The organism is Mesorhizobium sp. B2-4-3 (assembly GCF_006442815.1).
Taxonomy (GTDB): Bacteria; Pseudomonadota; Alphaproteobacteria; order Rhizobiales; family Rhizobiaceae; genus Mesorhizobium.
Genome location: NZ_VFVL01000003.1, coordinates 48081 through 65503 on the forward strand (window position 1 = coordinate 48081; position 17423 = coordinate 65503).

At 64.4% G+C, this 17423-nt stretch carries 15 protein-coding genes; 2 read left to right on the top strand and 13 right to left on the bottom strand.

What is annotated here, in order from left to right:
* Position 1: 1 nt before the first annotated feature.
* Positions 2 to 808 carry a helix-turn-helix transcriptional regulator gene (locus FJ956_RS04320; RefSeq protein ID WP_140674108.1) on the bottom strand — a complete coding sequence of 269 codons (807 nt, stop codon included), beginning with the start codon at positions 806 to 808 and terminating at the stop codon, positions 2 to 4.
* Between the two features lie 120 nt (positions 809 to 928).
* Between FJ956_RS04320 and FJ956_RS04325 the strand changes: the two genes are divergently transcribed.
* On the top strand, positions 929 to 1846 hold the full coding sequence (locus tag FJ956_RS04325) for a zinc-binding dehydrogenase (RefSeq protein WP_140674106.1): 918 nt from the start codon (positions 929 to 931) through the stop codon (positions 1844 to 1846).
* Positions 1847 to 1856: 10 nt separating this feature from the next.
* Here the strand turns inward: FJ956_RS04325 and FJ956_RS04330 are convergent, their stop codons facing one another.
* The 8 genes from FJ956_RS04330 to FJ956_RS04365 all read right to left on the bottom strand — a co-directional run bounded on the left by FJ956_RS04330 (position 1857) and on the right by FJ956_RS04365 (position 10170).
* Positions 1857 to 2606 (bottom strand): SDR family oxidoreductase, encoded by a 750-nt coding sequence (locus FJ956_RS04330; RefSeq protein ID WP_095769240.1) that lies wholly within the window; start codon positions 2604 to 2606, stop codon positions 1857 to 1859.
* Between the two features lie 88 nt (positions 2607 to 2694).
* Positions 2695 to 3033 carry a hypothetical protein gene (locus FJ956_RS04335; protein WP_140674104.1) on the bottom strand — a complete coding sequence of 113 codons (339 nt, stop codon included), beginning with the start codon at positions 3031 to 3033 and terminating at the stop codon, positions 2695 to 2697.
* 3 nt (positions 3034 to 3036) lie between these two features.
* A complete protein-coding gene (locus tag FJ956_RS04340; protein WP_140674102.1) occupies positions 3037 to 5322 on the bottom strand; it encodes a transglycosylase domain-containing protein in 2286 nt (761 codons plus the stop codon).
* A gap of 195 nt (positions 5323 to 5517) precedes the next feature.
* A complete protein-coding gene (locus FJ956_RS04345; protein WP_181170113.1) occupies positions 5518 to 7485 on the bottom strand; it encodes an acyltransferase family protein in 1968 nt (655 codons plus the stop codon).
* 50 nt (positions 7486 to 7535) lie between these two features.
* Entirely contained in the window at positions 7536 to 7682 is a 147-nt protein-coding gene (locus FJ956_RS04350) for a hypothetical protein (RefSeq protein WP_140674098.1), read from the bottom strand.
* A gap of 59 nt (positions 7683 to 7741) precedes the next feature.
* Positions 7742 to 7945 (bottom strand): hypothetical protein, encoded by a 204-nt coding sequence (locus tag FJ956_RS04355; RefSeq protein WP_140674096.1) that lies wholly within the window; start codon positions 7943 to 7945, stop codon positions 7742 to 7744.
* A gap of 82 nt (positions 7946 to 8027) precedes the next feature.
* A complete protein-coding gene (locus tag FJ956_RS04360; RefSeq protein WP_140674094.1) occupies positions 8028 to 8648 on the bottom strand; it encodes a ribonuclease D in 621 nt (206 codons plus the stop codon).
* Between the two features lie 136 nt (positions 8649 to 8784).
* A complete protein-coding gene (locus FJ956_RS04365; protein ID WP_140674092.1) occupies positions 8785 to 10170 on the bottom strand; it encodes a M20/M25/M40 family metallo-hydrolase in 1386 nt (461 codons plus the stop codon).
* Positions 10171 to 10594: 424 nt separating this feature from the next.
* Between FJ956_RS04365 and polA the strand changes: the two genes are divergently transcribed.
* The gene (gene polA, locus FJ956_RS04370; protein WP_140674089.1) at positions 10595 to 13558 is read left to right on the top strand and encodes a DNA polymerase I; all 2964 of its coding nucleotides are present in this window, start codon (positions 10595 to 10597) and stop codon (positions 13556 to 13558) included.
* 217 nt (positions 13559 to 13775) lie between these two features.
* Here the strand turns inward: polA and FJ956_RS04375 are convergent, their stop codons facing one another.
* The 4 genes from FJ956_RS04375 to FJ956_RS04390 form a co-directional block, all read right to left on the bottom strand.
* Entirely contained in the window at positions 13776 to 14180 is a 405-nt protein-coding gene (locus FJ956_RS04375; RefSeq protein ID WP_041003614.1) for a Fur family transcriptional regulator, read from the bottom strand.
* Positions 14181 to 14328: 148 nt separating this feature from the next.
* Positions 14329 to 15375 (bottom strand): L-glyceraldehyde 3-phosphate reductase, encoded by a 1047-nt coding sequence (mgrA, locus tag FJ956_RS04380; protein ID WP_140674087.1) that lies wholly within the window; start codon positions 15373 to 15375, stop codon positions 14329 to 14331.
* 112 nt (positions 15376 to 15487) lie between these two features.
* Positions 15488 to 16630, bottom strand: coding sequence for a Gfo/Idh/MocA family oxidoreductase (locus tag FJ956_RS04385; RefSeq protein ID WP_140674085.1), 1143 nt, complete (start codon positions 16628 to 16630; stop codon positions 15488 to 15490).
* Between the two features lie 5 nt (positions 16631 to 16635).
* On the bottom strand, positions 16636 to 17388 hold the full coding sequence (locus FJ956_RS04390) for a sugar phosphate isomerase/epimerase (protein ID WP_140674083.1): 753 nt from the start codon (positions 17386 to 17388) through the stop codon (positions 16636 to 16638).
* Between the last annotated feature and the right edge of the window lie 35 nt (positions 17389 to 17423).

Here is a 17423-nt window from a genome sequence, read left to right on the forward strand (position 1 = left end):
ATCACGCCACGAACGCGGAGCCGCCGTGCTGCGCGATATCGCTGAGATATTTCGCCGGCGGCTTGCCCAGCGCCTTCTTGAACATGGTGATGAAGGCGGTGACGGATTCATAGCCGAGATCGCCCGACACCTGCTGCACGCTGGCGCCGGCGGACAGTTCCCTGAGCGCCACGATCAGGTGCAGCTGCTGGCGCCAGCGCCCGAAACTCAGGCCCGTCTCCTTCGCCACGAGACGCGCCAGGCTGCTTTCGCTAAGCGCGACGCGGCCTGCCCAACCGGCCAAGGTGCTGCGATCGGCGGGGTCGTCCGCCAACGCTTCGGCGATCCGTCGCAGCCGGGGCTCGGCCGAGATCGGCAGGTGCAACTGCTGAACCGGCATAAGCGGCAGCTCGGCAAGCAGAACCTTTCCCAGGAAATCGCATCTCGGCTCGTCCGGCGCGCATTCCGATAGCTCGATGATCAATTCGCGCAGCAGCGGCGAGATCGATAGCGTGCAGCACCGGTCCGGCAACTCGGCGGCGCCCGGCTCGATATAGACGAAGAAAATCCGCGCATTCGCCGTCGCGATGTTGCTGTGTTCCATGCGGCTCGGCACCCACACCCCGCAATGCGGCGGCACCATCCAAAGCCCGCTCGGAACGCGGCAGGTGACGCCGCCGCCGAGCGCGAAGACGAGCTGCCCTTTGCGATGCCAATGCGCCGGCACCTCGGCCTTGGTCCCGGTGACATCGACGCCAACGGCGATCGCCGGCGCGGCCACGTCGTCGACGTCGAAATCCAGCCAGGGCCAGCGGAGCGGTTGTCTCATATCTGACGTCTTTTAGCGATCATTTGTCTTTATCTCTAAATTCAACAGCCGCGAAAGTCGATAGGTTTCGAGCCGTTTCCGTTCGCAATCGATCGCGGCGCTCGAGCGTCAAGGTGGCCTATGTTTGCTCTCGCTATCTCTTCAGACAGTCCGAACAGGCTGAAGCTCGCCGAAATTGATGAGCCAAGCTGCAATACGAATGAAGCATTGGTAGCTGTTCATGCAACATCATTGAATCGTGGTGAGCTGCGCCTGCTCGGCATACGTCCCGACGGCTGGATACCTGGCCAGGACATCGTCGGCATTGTCGAGCGCGCGGCGGCCGATGGTTCAGGCCCGGCCGCGGGCACGCGCGTTGCCGCCTTGGTCGACCAGGCCGGCTGGGCCGAGCGCGTCGCCGTTCCGACCGACCGCCTTGCCGTCGTGCCGGACGCGGTCAGCTTCGCCGACGCAACCACGCTCCCGGTGGCGGGCACGACGGCGCTGAGAACTTTGCGCCATGGCGGCGACCTCGCCGACCAGCGGGTCCTGATCACCGGCGCGAGCGGCGCGGTCGGCCGCTTCCAGGTCCAGATCGCCCGCGAGCAAGGCGCTTCGGTGACGGCGATCGCCTCGGCCCGGCACCACGATGATCTTCGCGATCTGGGCGCCGGGCAGGTCGTCGAGTCGATCGAACTGGCCGGGGGACTATTTTCATTGATCACCGAGTCGGTCGGCGGCAAAAGCCTCGCCGACGCGATCGAGCGTGTCGCGCCCGGCGGGACTGTCGTCATGTTCGGCTCGAGCAGCGGCGAGCTCACGCCGATCGGATTCAGACAGTTCGTTCCGGGCCACGAGGGCGCAAGGCTCCAGACTTTCGCCTACTATACGTCCGGCTCGGCCATCGGCGCCGACATCGCCACGCTGCTCGATCTGGTCGCGGCCGGTCGGCTGGAGACCCGCGTAGCGATGACCGTGCCGTGGACGGACATCGGCCAAGCCCTGGACGCGCTGCGGCAACGCAGCTTCAGCGGCAAGGCTGTTGTCACCATGGCCTGAAGTCAGCCAATCAAACGTGCTGGCCGCCATTGATGTGGATTTCCGAGCCGGTGACGTAGGACGCCTGGCCCGAGCACAGGAAGAAGATGATGTCGGCCACTTCCGAAGTGGCGCCCAGCCGTCTCAGCGGGATCGTCTCGACTATTCTGTCGGTGCCGGGCGAAAGGATCGCGGTGTCGATCTCGCCCGGCGCGATCGCGTTGACGCGGATGCCGTGCGGGCCGAAGTCATGCGCCATCTCGCGCGTCAGCGAGCCCAGCGCCGCTTTCGATGTGGCATAGGCCGTGCCGGCGAACGGATGCACGCGGGTGCCGGCGATCGAGGTGACGTTGACGATCGAGCCCTTGGCAGCGGCGAGTTCCTTGAACAGCCCCCTCGCCAGCATGATCGGCGCGAAGAAATTGACCTGGAACACGTCGCGCCAGACATGCATCGGCGTCTCGATCGAGTCCATGCGCCTGCCGTCTTTCAGCTTCGGCGAGATGCCGGCATTGTTGACCAGGGCGTGCAGCTGTCCGCCATGCGCCTCCAGCCGGTGACGGATTTCCGAAACGGCGATGCCGACGTCTTCCTGGTCGGCGAGGTCGACCTTGATGTGGTCCTCGGGGCCGGCCGGCCACGGACAATCCTCGGCGAAAGCCTGCCGCGAGCAGGTGATGACGCGCCAGCCCTCGCGCGAAAAGCGCTTCACCGTCGCATGGCCGATGCCGCGGCTGGCGCCGGTGAGCACAATGGTTTTTCTGCTGTCAGTCTCGGCCATGTCGCGGTCTCCGGCGCGTGATCTAGCCGAATATGGTTATAATGGCGAGGGGCCACCAGAGATCACAAGGCCGGCCGGAAATCGTCATTCAATAGCAGGTCGGGCACGCCACATGCAGGCCGATATTGAGAAGGAAGACCAGACCCGACAATGTCCAGAGAACCGCGAGGAAAGTGTTGCGCGACCGCCTGGCCAGCCGCGCAACACCCCAGGCAATCCCATAAGGCAACAAAAACCCCATGATGACGGAGCCGTAAATCGCGCCGATTCTTTCCTGATCGAGATATGCCGGATTGGGGTAGTGGAGGTACGGCAGATGCCGAATGACCACGACACTAACAGTCATACCGAGCAGCAGGAGCCACTGCCAGTTGCTTAGATGCTTGTATGCCTTCAGATCAGCCGGCTCCGCCGGTTCGCCGGCCATTGCCTAACCCCCGCCCAGTATATCGAGAATCGAAGTCTGGCGCTTTTTCGTCGGGCCGCCGACATTGCCGGGCGGCACGGGATGCTTGATCGAGGCGGTCTCGCCGCTGTCGCTCGGCATGCCGAAGCCGCCGGCATCGACGGTCTCGGCAGGTCGCGTGGTCCGCACCGGACGCGCGGGCGCCCGGGTGACAGGCTGCGATGTAGCGGCCGGCTGTGACTGGCCGACGGCAGCGGGCGGCGCCGGCGGCGGCTGCGAGGCGTCCGCCGACGGGATTTCGTCCGGCACGATCGTATCGGACGGCGTCGACTTCCAGGTGCCGGGCAGCGGCCTGACCGGCACGCCTTCATGCGCCGCCACCATGAATTCGTGCCAGGCCTGCGCCGGCAACGCGCCGCCCGTGACCTTCTTCATCGGGCTGCCGTCGTCATTGCCGAACCATACGCCCGTGGTGAGATTGGCGGTGTAGCCGACGAACCAGGCATCGCGCGAGTTCTGGCTGGTGCCGGTCTTGCCGGCCGACGGCCAGTTGAACGCCGCCTTCCTGGCCGTGCCGACCTCGACCGTGCCCGTCATCATCGAGTTCATCATGCCGACGATATCGGCCTTGACGACGCGCGGCGCGCTGCCGCCATTGTTCTCGTAGAGCACCTTGCCGTTGGCGGTGGTGATGCGCTGGATGAAGTGGATGTCCGGCTTGTAGCCGCCATTGGCGAAAGGCACATAGGCCGAGGTCAGTTCCAGCGGCGTCACCTCCGAGGTGCCGAGCGCGATCGAGGTGTTGGCCTGCAGGTCCGACTGGATGCCCATGCGATGCGCGGCTTCCACCACGGCGTCGGGGCCGACCTCCATGGTGAGCTGGGCCGCCACTGAGTTGAGCGACTTGGCCAAAGCCGTCGCCAGCGTCACCTTGCCGTAATATTTGCCGCCGTAATTGTCCGGCGTCCATTTGCCGATCTTGATCGGCGCGTCGTTACGGATGCTGTCCGGCGTGCGGCCGGCTTCCAGCGCCGCCATATAGACGAAGGGCTTGAAGGCCGAGCCGGGCTGCCGGCGCGCTTCCGAGGCGCGGTCGAACTGGCTGGTCGAATAATCATAGCCGCCGACCATTGCGCGCACCGCGCCGGAATCGTCGATCGACACCAGCGCGCCTTGCGTGACGTTGAGCTTCTTGCCGCTCTCGTCGATCAGTCGGCGGATCGACTGTTCGGCAAGCTTCTGCAGGTTGAGGTCGACCGTGGTGTTGATGACGATGTCGCCGCGAACGTCGCCGATGAGATCCGGGAGCTCGTCCATCACCGTATCGGCGACATAGTTTTCCGAGCCGGTCCAGTAGGACGGCGCTCGCGTCGCCGGCGCGCTCAGCGCCGTCTTGTATTCCTTGTCGCTGATCTTGCCGGTCTCGCGCATGGCCGCCAGCACGAGCTGCGCCCGCTCCTCGGCCGCCTTCGGGTCGCGCGCCGGCGACAGCTTGGACGGCGCCTTGAGCAGCCCCGCCAGCAACGCGGCTTCCGAAAGCGTCACGTCGCGCGCGCTCTTGCCGAAATAGCGCCGCGAGGCCGCCTCGACGCCATAGGCGCCCGAGCCGAAATAGACCCGGTTGAGGTACATTTCGAGGATCTGATCCTTGCTGTGCTTGTGCTCGAGCCACAGCGCGAGCAGCACTTCCTGGACCTTGCGCTCCAGCGTGCGGTCCGGCGTCAGGAACAGGTTCTTGGCCAGCTGCTGCGTCAGCGTCGAGCCGCCCTGCGAGAAATGGCCGCCAAGCAGATTGGCGACCATGGCGCGCGACAGGCCGATCGGGTCGATGCCGAAATGCGAATAGAAGCGCCGGTCCTCGATGGCGACCACGGCCTCCGGGATATAGGGCGACATTTCGTGCAGGCCGACGGCCTCGCCGCCCGACGCGCCGCGATTGGCGATCAGCGCGCCATCGACCGAGACGATCTTGATATTCGGCGCACGGTCTGGGACCGACCACGTCGTCGCAGCCGGCATCTTGGCGCCGTAATAGACGACGATGCCGGCCGCCGCGATACCGCCCCAGATGCAGAGCACGAAGCACCAGTAGGCAAGCCGCGTGGCGATACCGAGCAGCCCGCGCCGATTGCGGTCGCGACCACGGCCGCGGCCGCGCGATTTCGCCTTGGCGGACCTGCCTTTCGAAGCGGATTTACGACTGCCCGGCACGGCGCGATCCTCCTCGCTCACCGAAAAGCCTTCGGAGGATTTCGCGCGCGGCGATCCCTCGAAGCTCGGTTCGATGCGACTGTCTCTGCGGTTCGCCATGCGCTCTTGCTAGCCTGCCCCCGGGTGCCGATGGCGTTCGGGTTGAAGACTAGATGCGGCGGTTTAAAGGCGGGTTAAAGCAGGGTTTATGCAGCCTTTTGAAAACCCTTACGATTTTCTAAATCCAACGGTCTCGCGCTATCTTTCGCAGTCGGTCCATTGCGGGGCGCCGCATGATTACGAGTGGATGGTTGCTCAAAGTCCCGCTGCCTTGGCCAGATAGGGCGCCAGCGCCAACGCGTAGGTTGCCGTCAGATGATGGTTGTCGCGCAGCACGACAATGTTGCCGACCACCGCCGGGCAGCTCTCCTTGCCGCATAGCGCATCGTTCATGTCGACCACGCTCACCCCCGGTACGGACCGGGCGGCGAGCGCATAGATGTTTTCCCGTTCGACCTCGTTGCGCGGATTGATGCATTTGCCGGGATCGGTTCCCAGGCAATTGCGCGGGTCGAACAGGCTGAAAGGCGTGTTGCGGATGGCGACGACGCGGACGCCCTGGCTTGTAAGCTCGCTCCAGACGCTGCGCAGCCCCTCGATCATCGCGTCCTGCGCAACGCTGGCGTAGTTGCTCTGGCTGGTGAACACGAAATCGGGCTTCAATTTCGCAATTTCGGCGAGAACTTTCTCCCGCCACAGCGCGCATTGCTCATACGGCTTGCCGTCGTCAAGGATGGTGAGCCGGGTTACCGGGCATGCCGCCTTGGTGAAGCTGACGAGCTTCCATTTTCTGTCTTTGGCGATTTTGTCGATTGCCGGCACCCATTGCGCCGCGTGGGAATCGCCCATCATGACAATGGTCCTCGTCCCAGCCGGGTCGCCGAGTGGGCAACCGGTCGCATCGGTCCCCTTCTGCTCCTGATGACATTTCATCCCGTAGATGACGGGCACATCGCTGCCGATCTTGCTCAAAGGTGGCAGCGGCTCGACGCCCTCGGGAACGACAGCGTTCGCCAGCAGGGCCGCAGGTCCCGGATAATTCGGCGTTCCGATCAGGCTGGTATCGATGGGCTGCCGGTCGATCGCATGGACGAGTCCGCCGGCCACCGCCACGCACAACCCCACCGCCACCGTGCCGTCGATCAGCGGCCGCCATGCCGGGGACGTGCGCGAATGGCGATAGGGCTCTTCGACGAAGCGATAGGAGAGTTCGGAAACCACCAGGGTGGCGACGATCAGCAGAAGACCATCGGCAAGGTCGATGGCGCCGCGCTGCGCGGCGTAAAAAATGATCAACGGCCAATGCCACAGATAGATCGAGTAGGAGCGATCGCCGACATAGCGCAGCACCGCGATATCCAGGCCGCGGAAGCGGCCAATGCGTACGCTGCCGGCCGCAATGATCAGCGCCGCGCCGAGCGTCGGCAGCAGCGCCTTGAAGCCCGGAAAATCGGTCGATCTCGAAAACAGCATCGCCGACGCGAGCGCGGCCAGCATACCGGCGGCAGCCATCGTCGCCCGCACGCGTCCGTTCGCCTGGAACCGGTCGAGGGTCAGCGCCAGGAGCCCGCCAAGGGCCAGTTCCCAGACCCGGGTGTGGGTGACGAAATAGGCCCATGCCGGATCGGATCGGGTGAGAGCGACGGAAGCCGCGAGCGAGCCCGCCAGGATCGCGCCGAGCACGAAGGTAAGTATTTGCACGGGCGAGTGCCCGCGACGCCTGGCCCACCACAGCGCAGCGATCATCAGCACAGGCCAGACGATGTAGAACTGCTCCTCGATCGACAGCGACCAGAAATGCTGCACCGGGCTCGGCGCGTCCTCGGCGCCGAGATAGTCCACGGCCTGCTCGGCAAGCCGCCAGTTCTGCACGTAGAGCGCGCTTGCAATCACCTGCTTGGCGGTTTCTTCCCACCAGGCGTCCGACACAAACAGCAGCGTTCCCGCCAGCGTGACGAAGAGCGCGACGATCGCCGCCGGCAGCAATCGCCTGACCCGGCGCGTGTAGAAGCCGACAAGCGAGATGCCGCTATCGCTCAGCACCATGCGCGTAAGCAGGCCGGTGATCAGGAAGCCGGAGATGACGAAGAAGATGTCGACCCCGACATAGCCGCCGGGAAGTGCTGCCGGCCAGATATGGAAGATCACCACAAAGGCTACGGCCAGGCCGCGCAGCCCCTGTATCTCCGGCCGAAATCCCCCCGGCGCAATGTCGTCTCGCAAAGCCAGTCTAGCCCCTCGCGGCGCCAGCCTCTTCCGGCTGGCCACCATGCTCAATTCTGCTGGATCGAAATGCCCTTGTCGTCGATCTTGAGCTCGACGCCTTTCGGCCTGGTCTGCTCGCGATAGACATAGATGCCGAGCGCGATGACCACGACGACAAGCGCCCCGATGATCAGATAGAGCGTGTTCTGCCTCATTGCGTCCCCTCGTTGCGACCAAGTCTCACGCCTGCTTTGAAATGACAGGCCGCGGGCGACTACTGGTCGTCGTCATCGCCCGATGCCGGACGCCAGCTCGTCGGATCGACCTTCTTTTGCGTGTCGCTGTCGGTGTAGACCCACCAGCCGCCGTCGCGATACTGACCGATGGATTCGTTGACGACGCCGTCGCCGTCCTTCCACAGGATGGTGACCTTCGAGCCGTCCTTCGGCGCGCTTTCTATCGATTTGCGCTCTGCCATGTCACTCCCTCCATGAACCGGCCCCGCCGCGAGCCGGCCCTGCATAGACCGGCATGAACGTCCCTGGGCGCGCCGGGTTCCGTCAGCTGTGCGCGAAGATGTCTTCCTCGGCCCAGCCCATCAGGTCGAGCTTGGCGCGCGTCGGCAGGAAACGGAAGCAGGCGTCCGCCTCCTTGGTGCGGTTCTCGCGCGCCAGGCGCGCCGCGAGCACCTCGCGCAGACGATGCAAATAGAGCACGTCGGAGGCGGCATATTCGAGCTGTTCGGGCGAGAGCGTTTCCGCCGCCCAATCCGAGGATTGCTGCGCTTTCGACAGGCCGATCCCGAGCAATTCGTTGCAGAGATCTTTCAGTCCATGCCGGTCGGTATAGGTGCGGGTGAGCCGCGAGGCGATCTTGGTGCAGAACACCGGCTCCGCCATCACGCCGAAGGCGTTGTAGAGCACGGCGATGTCGAAGCGGCCGTAGTGGAACAGCTTGGTGATAGCGTTGTTTCTCAACAGGCTGGCGAGGTTCGGCGCCTCTTTCTGGCCTGAAGCGATCTGGATGACATCGGCGCTGCCGTCGCCGGGCGAAATCTGCACCACGCAGAGCCGGTCGCGATGCGGGTTGAGCCCCAGCGTTTCCGTGTCGATGGCCACCGCCCCGACATCATAGCGGGTGAGGTCAGGCAGATCGTTTTTGTGGAAACGGATATCGGTCATTCTCTTCTCCGGGTCGCGCCTGCGGCGTTGCGCATCCTGGCAATGCCGCAGCACTTCGCGCTAGCTAATTCGTCCTCGCCGCGATCCGGAGAAAAATCAACAGAAAGTTGAATCTCAAGTCTTTCGTGATTTTCGCTCAGCTGGTCAGCGCATCGAGAATGCGCGCCCAGGACCGCTGCCCCTTGTGGAACGAGGACAGCTCGTATTTCTCGTTCGGCGAGTGGATGCGGTCGTCGTCGAGGCCGAAGCCGACCAGCAGCGATTCCATGCCGAGATAGGTCTGGAAATCGCCCACCACCGGGATCGAGCCACCGCCGCCGGTGGTCACGGCCTGCCTCTCCCACTCGTCCGACAGCGCGTCCTTGGCCTTGGTCAGGAACGGCGAGTCATAGGAAAGCTGGATCGCCGGCGAGCCGCCATGCGGGTGGAATTCGACCGAGCAGTCGCCCGGGATGCGCTCGCGCGCGAAGGCCTGGAAGGCGGCGCGGATCTTCTTCGGATCCTGCTTGTGAACGAGCCGGAACGACACTTTCGCCGACGCTTCCGCCGCGATCACCGTCTTGAAGCCCTTGCCGGTATAGCCGCCGATGATGCCGTTGAATTCCGCCGTCGGCCGCGCCCAGGTGAGCTCGAGCACCGAGCGCCCCTTTTCGCCGGCCGGAATGGAAAGCCCGACCGGTCCGAGGAAGGTCTCGGCCGTCTCGCCGAGCCCTTCCCAGGATTTCAGCACCTGCGAAGGCGTCTCCTCGACGCCGTCATAGAAGCCCGGAATGGTGACATGGCCGTCCTTGTCGTGGATGTCGGCCAGCACCTTGGCAAGGATGCGGATCGGATTGGCGGCCGGCCCGCCATAAAGGCCTGAATGCAGGTCGCGGTTGGCCGCCTTGACGGTGATCTCCTCGCCGACCATGCCGCGCAGCGACACGCAGATCGACGGCGTCTCGCGGTTCCACATGCTGGTGTCGCAGACCAGCGCGAAATCCGCCTTCAGCTCGGCGGCGTTGGCTTCCAGGAACGGCTTCAGCGACGGCGAGCCGGATTCTTCCTCGCCCTCGAACAGGATGGTGACGCGGCACGGCAGATTGCCATGCACCTGCTTCCAGGCGCGGCAGGCCTCGACGAAGGTCATCAACTGCCCCTTGTCGTCGGCCGAGCCGCGGCCGGTGATCACCTTGCGGCCGGCCTCGATCTCCTTGATCGACGGTGCGAACGGATCGGTTTCCCACAATTCGATCGGATCGACCGGCTGGACGTCGTAGTGGCCGTAGAACAGCACATGCGGCGCGCCTGCCGGTCCCTCGTGATGCGCCACCACCATCGGATGTCCGGGCGTGTCGCGCACGCTTGCGTCGAAGCCGATCAGCTTGAGCTCGGCGACCAGCCATTCGGCGCCCTTGCGGCAGTCGGCGGCAAAGGCCGGGTCGGTGGAAATCGACTTGATGCCGAGCAGGCCGAACAGCCGCTCCAGGCTCTGGTCGAGATTCTGGTCGAGACGGTCGAGGACGGGGGAGATTCTGGACATGCGGAGACCTTTCGAGTTTTCGGCCGACCCTAAAGGGCAACACCGGAAACGAAAAGCCGTGATCGTTGGACCAAGCGCGGGAATGCCTGCCGGAAGATAAAAGAAGACCGCCGTGGTGGAGGGGGAACCACGGCGGTCTTTACTCGAAACGTTGCGGCAGCCCGGAGAGGGGGGATAGGCTGCCGCAGTTGCCCGGTATAGGCGGGGGACGGGCCTTACTCCGGACTTCGGCGAAAACTGCCGATGACATGTATTTGGGTCTGTGAACGTGGCGATTCAAGGGCACCAAAATTACACTTTTGTAACATGCCCGTGAGCGGCAGATTTCCAGCCGGACAGGATGTGTCAGGGGTGTTGCCCGAACCGGTGGGTTCCACAGCCTTAGCCATGGACCGCGAAGCCCGGCCGCGCTATCCCTGCCGGCATGAAAAAAGGCGATCACCTCTTCCTCGTCGACGGCTCCGGCTACATTTTCCGCGCCTATCACGCGCTGCCGCCGCTGAACCGCAAATCCGATGGCCTGCCGACCGGCGCGGTGCTCGGCTTCTGCAACATGGTGTGGAAGCTGATGCAGGACGCCCGCAACACCGATGTCGGCGTGGTGCCGACGCATTTCGCCGTCATCTTCGACTATTCGTCGAAAACCTTCCGCAGCGATTTCTACCCCGAATACAAGGCAAACCGCTCTGCGCCGCCGGAGGACCTGATCCCGCAATTCGGCCTGATCCGCCAGGCGACCGCAGCCTTCAATGTCCCTTGCATAGAGACGGAGGGTTTCGAGGCCGACGATATCATCGCGACTTATTGCCGGCTGGCTTGCGAAGCCGGCGCCGACACCACCATCATCTCCTCCGACAAGGACCTGATGCAGCTGGTCGGTCCGACCGTCGGCATGTACGACCCGATGAAGGATCGCCAGATCGGCATTCCCGAGGTGATCGAGAAATGGGGCGTGCCACCGGAAAAGATGATCGACCTGCAGGCGCTGACCGGCGACTCGGTCGACAACGTCCCGGGCGTGCCCGGCATCGGCCCGAAGACCGCGGCGCAATTGCTCGAACAATTCGGCGACCTCGACGGGCTGCTGGCGCGCGCTTCCGAGATCAAGCAGGACAAGCGCCGCGAGACCATCATCGCCAATGCCGACAAGGCGCGCATCTCGCGCGAGTTGGTGACGTTGAAGAACGACGTGCCGCTGAGGGAAGGGTTGGACGACCTTGTCCTGCATGCGCCGGATGGCCCGAAGCTGATCGGCTTCCTGAAGACGATGGAATTCACCACGCTGACGCGACGCGTCGCCGAAGCGACCGCGACCGAGATCGGCGACGTCCAGGCCTCCGCCGTTACCGTCGAGCGCGCCGATACCGCGCATGGCCCCGATGTCGGCGCCGGCGCATCGCCGCGACAGCCGACACCTCAATCGAACGACGCCGCAAAACCCGCCGCGCCTGCCACAAGGGGCGAGGACGCGCCGCCGCAGGGCGACACCCCATCGCTGCTCTCGGCGCTGCGGCTGGAACAGGCGACGGCGCGCAAGATCGATCCTTCGGCCTATAGCGTCATTCGTGACACGGCCACGCTCAAGGCCTGGATCACCGAAACCCGCGACGCCGGCATCCTTGCGCTCGACGCCGAGACCAGCTCGTCCGACCCGATGCAGGCCGATCTCATCGGCATTTCCATGGCGATCGCGCCTGGCCGCGCCGTTTATGTGCCGCTCGCCCACAAGAGCGGCAATGGCGACCTGCTCGGCGGCGGCATGCTGGAGAACCAGATTCCGGTCCGCGAGGCGCTGGCGCTGTTGAAGCCGCTGCTCGAGGACCGGTCGGTCCTCAAGATCGTCCAGGACATGAAATACGACATCGTCGTGATGGGCCGGCACGGCATCGAGGTCGGGCCGTTCGACGACACGATGCTGATCTCTTACGTGCTCGATGCCGGCACCTCCGGCGGTCACGACCTCGCCTCGCTGTCGGAGAAGTGGCTGGGCCACGCGCCAGCCTCGAAGAAGGAGCTCGCCGGCTCGGGCAAGAGCGCCATCGGCTTCGACCAGGTCGATATCGAGCGCGCGACGAGATACGCTGCCGAGCAGGCCGACATCGCGTTGCAGCTCTGGCTGGTGCTGAAGCCGAGGTTGGCCGCCAAGGGCCTCGTTTCCGTCTACGAGCGGCTGGAAAGGCCGCTGGTGCCCGTGCTCGCCCGGATGGAACAGCGCGGCATCTCGGTCGACCGCCAGATCCTGTCGCGGCTATCGGGCGAGTTGGCGCAGGGCGCCGCCCGCGTCGAAGAGGAAATCTACGGGATCGTCGGCGAACGCATCAACATCGGCTCGCCCAAGCAGCTCGGCGATATCCTGTTTGGCAAGATGGGCCTGCCGGGCGGCTCGAAGACCAAGACCGGCCAGTGGTCGACCTCGGCGCAGCTGCTGGAAGACCTTGCCGCCGAAGGCCACGAGCTGCCGCGCAAGATCGTCGACTGGCGCCAGCTGACCAAGCTGAAATCGACCTACACCGACGCGCTGCCCGGCTTCATCAACTCCGGCACCAACCGCGTCCATACCTCCTACGCGCTGGCAGCGACGACGACGGGGCGTCTGTCGTCCTCCGATCCCAATCTGCAGAACATCCCGGTGCGCACCGCGGAGGGCCGCAAGATCAGGACCGCCTTCATCGCCGAAAAAGGCCACAAGCTGGTCTCGGCCGACTACAGCCAGATCGAGCTGCGCGTTCTTGCCCATGTCGCCGATATCCCGCAGCTCAAGCAGGCTTTCGCCGACGGCGCCGACATCCATGCCATCACCGCGTCGGAAATGTTCAACGTACCGGTCGAAGGCATGCCTTCGGAGGTACGCCGGCGCGCCAAGGCAATCAATTTCGGCATCATCTACGGCATCTCGGCCTTCGGGCTAGCCAACCAGCTTTCGATTCCGCGCGAGGAGGCGGGCGCCTATATCAAGCGCTATTTCGAGCGCTTCCCGGGCATCCGCGACTATATCGAGGAGACCAAGGCCTACGCGCGGGAAAACGGTTTCGTCGAGACCATCTTCGGCCGCCGCATCCACTATCCGGAGATAAGGGCCTCCAACCCGTCGGTGCGCGCCTTCAACGAGCGCGCCTCGATCAACGCCAGGCTCCAGGGCACCGCCGCCGACATCATCCGCCGCGCCATGGTGCATATGGAAGAAGCGCTGGACAAGGCGAAGCTCTCCGCCCGCATGCTGTTGCAGGTGCATGACGAACTGATCTTCGAGACGGTGGAAGCGGAGGTCGAGGCGACGATCCCCGTCGTGCGCCGCGTCATGGAGAACGCGCCGATGCCGGCGGTCTCGATGTCGGTGCCGCTGCATGTCGATGCGCGGGCCGCCAACAACTGGGACGAGGCGCATTGAGCTGGACCGGCAGGCGCCGCGATCCTTCACACCCCCCTCTGGCCTGCCGGCCATCTCCCCGCAAGGGGGGAGATTGGCAGCTTCCGCGCTCCGCTGGTTCTGTAACGTTGGAGGTTAGCGAAACCCGAGATGACAGCTAATCTCCCCCCTTGCGGGGGAGATGTCCGGCAGGACAGAGGGGGGTGCCTCGCGCCGGCATCAACCGGCTAACTGACCCTTACGCGGCCTCAGCCCTGCACTTGGCGCACACCCCGCGAAACTCGATCACCGCCTTCTTGGCCGCAAATCCAGTAGAGCGCACCCATTCGTCAAGCCGGTGATCGACATCGTGGTCGGACATTTCGGTCACCTGCCCGCAATTGTCGCAGATGGCGAAGGCCGTCATCGAATGGCTGTGGTCGTGCGGCTCGGCGCAGGCGACGAAGGAGTTGAGGCTTTCGAGCCGATGCACGAAGCCGGACTTCACCAGCGTGTCGAGCGCTCGGTAGACTTGCAGCGGCGCCCGGAAACCGCGCTCGCGTAACTGGTCGAGCAGCGTATAGGCGCTGAGCGGCCCGCTGGACGCCTCGAGCTTCTCGAGCACGCAAAGCTGGTTCTTGGTCAGCGCATCTCTTGCCGTCATCTTGTTCGCCCAATCGACGCTCGCGCAAGATCTCGCATGCGAACGACTTCAATTCCCCTGAGATAGCGACGAACGAGTGATTTTGCCACTGTTTCCGCAGCACATCCCTTCTGGTGCGCGCTGGACGAGATGGTTCGCCGGCTAATCGCTACTTGCGTGGCGGCCCCTTGCGTTCGGCCGAAGCCGCCCAGAGATTGATGTCGGACTCGCGCGCGTAAGTGTCGATCTCGGCCAACTCGGCATCGGAGAACTCGAGCGCCTTGAGCGCGCCGACGCAATCCTCAACCTGCTCCGGCCGGCTGGCGCCGATCAGCGCCGTGGTCACGCGGCCCTTGCGCAGCACCCAGGCCAGCGCCATCTGCGCCAGGGTCTGGCCGCGGCGGCCGGCAATGGCGCTGAGCGCCTGGATGTTGGCGATCGACTTGTCGTTGATGAAGGCGGGCTTGAGCGACTTGCCTTGGGATGCGCGGCTGCCGTCGGGGATGCCGCCGAGATATTTGTCGGTCAGCATGCCCTGCGCCAGCGGCGAGAACACGATCGAGCCGATGCCGAGCCCCTCCAGCGTGTCGAGCAGCCCGTCCTCCTCGATCCAGCGGTTGAGCATCGAATAGCTCGGCTGGTGGATCAGGCATGGCGTGCCGAGCTGCCGCAATATATCGGCCGCCTCGCGCGTGCGCTGCGAATTGTAGGAGGAGATGCCGGCATAGAGCGCCTTGCCCGAGCGCACCGCATGGTCGAGCGCGCCCATCGTTTCCTCGAGCGGCGTCTCGGGATCGAAACGGTGCGAATAGAAGATGTCGACATAGTCGAGCCCCATGCGCTTGAGGCTCTGGTCGAGGCTGGCCAGCACATATTTGCGGCTGCCCCATTCGCCGTAGGGGCCGGCCCACATCTCGTAGCCGGCCTTGGTCGAGATGATCATCTCGTCGCGATAGGCGGCGAAATCGGTGCGCAGGATCTCGCCGAACGCGGTTTCGGCCGAGCCGGGCGGCGGGCCGTAATTGTTGGCAAGGTCGAAATGCGTGATGCCGAGGTCGAAGGCCTTGCGCGCGATCGCCTGCTTGGTTCTGTGCGGCGTGTCGTTGCCGAAATTGTGCCACAGCCCGAGCGAGATGGCCGGCAGCTTCAGGCCGGACCGTCCGCAGCGGTTATAGATCATCTTCTCGTAGCGGTTTTCGGCGGCGACATAGGGCATGGGGAATCCTCGGGATCGAAACGGCGCGGCGACCACCGCCAACCTGATTTGAATCGATGCGTGCCCCTAACCCTTACCCTCTCCCCGCCGGAACGGGGAGAGGGGTTGCCACCTACTTTTTCTTCGCCAGCAGCGCCTTCGCGTCCTTGACGCCGAGCGCGGCCGGCCGCTCGCAGGTCGTCTGCATGGCGACATATTTGCCGCTTTCGCCGGAACGCAGGATGCCGGTCATGACATCGACCGCGTGCAGCGCCAGCTCCATCGAGCAGCGATGCGGCCGCCCTTCGGCAATCGCGACCGCCATGTCGGCAAGGCCGGCGGTGCGGTAGTTCGCCATCATGCCATGGCCGTGCATCTCGTTCGGCACGCCGAACGGATGGTTCCATTTCGGCAGCTTCTTCACCGGCTTGGCCGAGTCGGTGAAGCGCACCTCGCCGCCGAAGAAATTCGGATCCGGCACGAAGACGGTGCCCAACTCGCCGTAGAGCTCCATTGGCGCGTGGCCATGGCTCCAGACGTCCCAGCTGGTGTTGAGCGTGATCACCGCGCCATTGGCGAATTCGAGTAGCGCATGGATGGTGGTAGGCGTGTTCACCGGGATCTTTTCACCCGCCCGCGGTTTCGACGAGATCGTCCGCTCCTTGGCCGGCGTCGTCGCGAAAGCCGCCACCTGCTTCACGGGCCCGACCAGCTGGATCAGGTTGGTGACATAATACGGCCCGATGTCGAGCACCGGACCGGCGCCCGGCTGGAAGAAGAAATCCGGGTTGGGGTGCCAGTGCTCCATGCCGTGGCCCATCACATGGCAGGTGCCGCTGGTGATCGCGCCGAGCTTGCCGCTGTCGATGAGATCGCGGACCAGTTGGTGCGCGCCGCCGAGGAACGTGTCTGGCGCCGAACCGATGCGCAGGCCCCTCTTCTCGGCCCGTTTCTTGAGATCGAGCCCTTCCCCGATCGACAGCACGAACGGCTTTTCCGAATAGACATGCTTGCCGGCGTCGAGCACCGCTTTGGAGATTTCGTAATGCACCGCCGGAACTGTCAGGTTGACGATGATATCGATCTCGTCGTCCCTGAGCAGGTCGTCGACCGTCTCGGCGCGCAGCTTGAACTCCTTTGCCCGCGCTTTCGCGGCATCCATGTTGATATCGGCGCAGGCGCGCATCTTGATGCCGCGGAACAGCGGCGACAGCGAGAAATACGCCTTCGAGATGTTGCCGCAGCCGATGACGCCGACGCCAAGTTTCTCTGCCATTTCGATTACTCCTGCCAGCTCTTGGCTGCCGCGATCGAGCGGCGGGCATAGCGCTCGATGTCGTTGGGGTTGTCCTGCTCCATGATGAAATACTGCGCCGCGCTCTTGGCGCGCAATGTCTTGAACAGGCCCGCCCAGTCGATCGTGCCGTGACCGACATCGGACCAGCCGTCCTCGTCCAGCCCCTCACCCGGCTTTGCCATGTCCTTGACGTGCACGGCGACGATGCGCTTGCCGTGCTTTTCGATCCAGGGCAGCGGATCGGCGCCACCACGGATCACCCAGGCGACGTCCATCTCCCAGCCGATGTCGGGCGCCGCGGACAGGATGTATTCCTGCGGCAGCGAGCCGTCCGCAAGCGCCTTGAACTCGAAATCGTGGTTGTGCCAGGCAAAGCCGTAGCCGGCCTTCTTTGCCACCTCGCCGACCTTGGCCAGGCGCTCGCCGAAGCCGCGCCAGCCGGCGGCGTCGGACGGGCGCTGATCGGGCATCAGATGGGGGCAGATCAGCAGCTTGATGCCGAGCGCGTCGGCGATCTCGCGCACGCCATCGAAATCGTTCTCCAGCGCATCGATTGAGAAATGCCCGGTCGGCATCGCAAGCCCGTTCTTGTCGAGCTCGGCGCGAAACGCCTTCGGGTCGTCATAGACGCCGCCAAAGCCTTCGACCTGGCTGTAGCCGAGCTCGCCGAGCATTTTCACCACGCCGCTCCATGGTTGGAAATTGCGGGCGCTGTAGAGTTGGAATGACCAGTTCATCTGTCCTGTCCGTTCTGCTTGGGGGATGGTTTTCA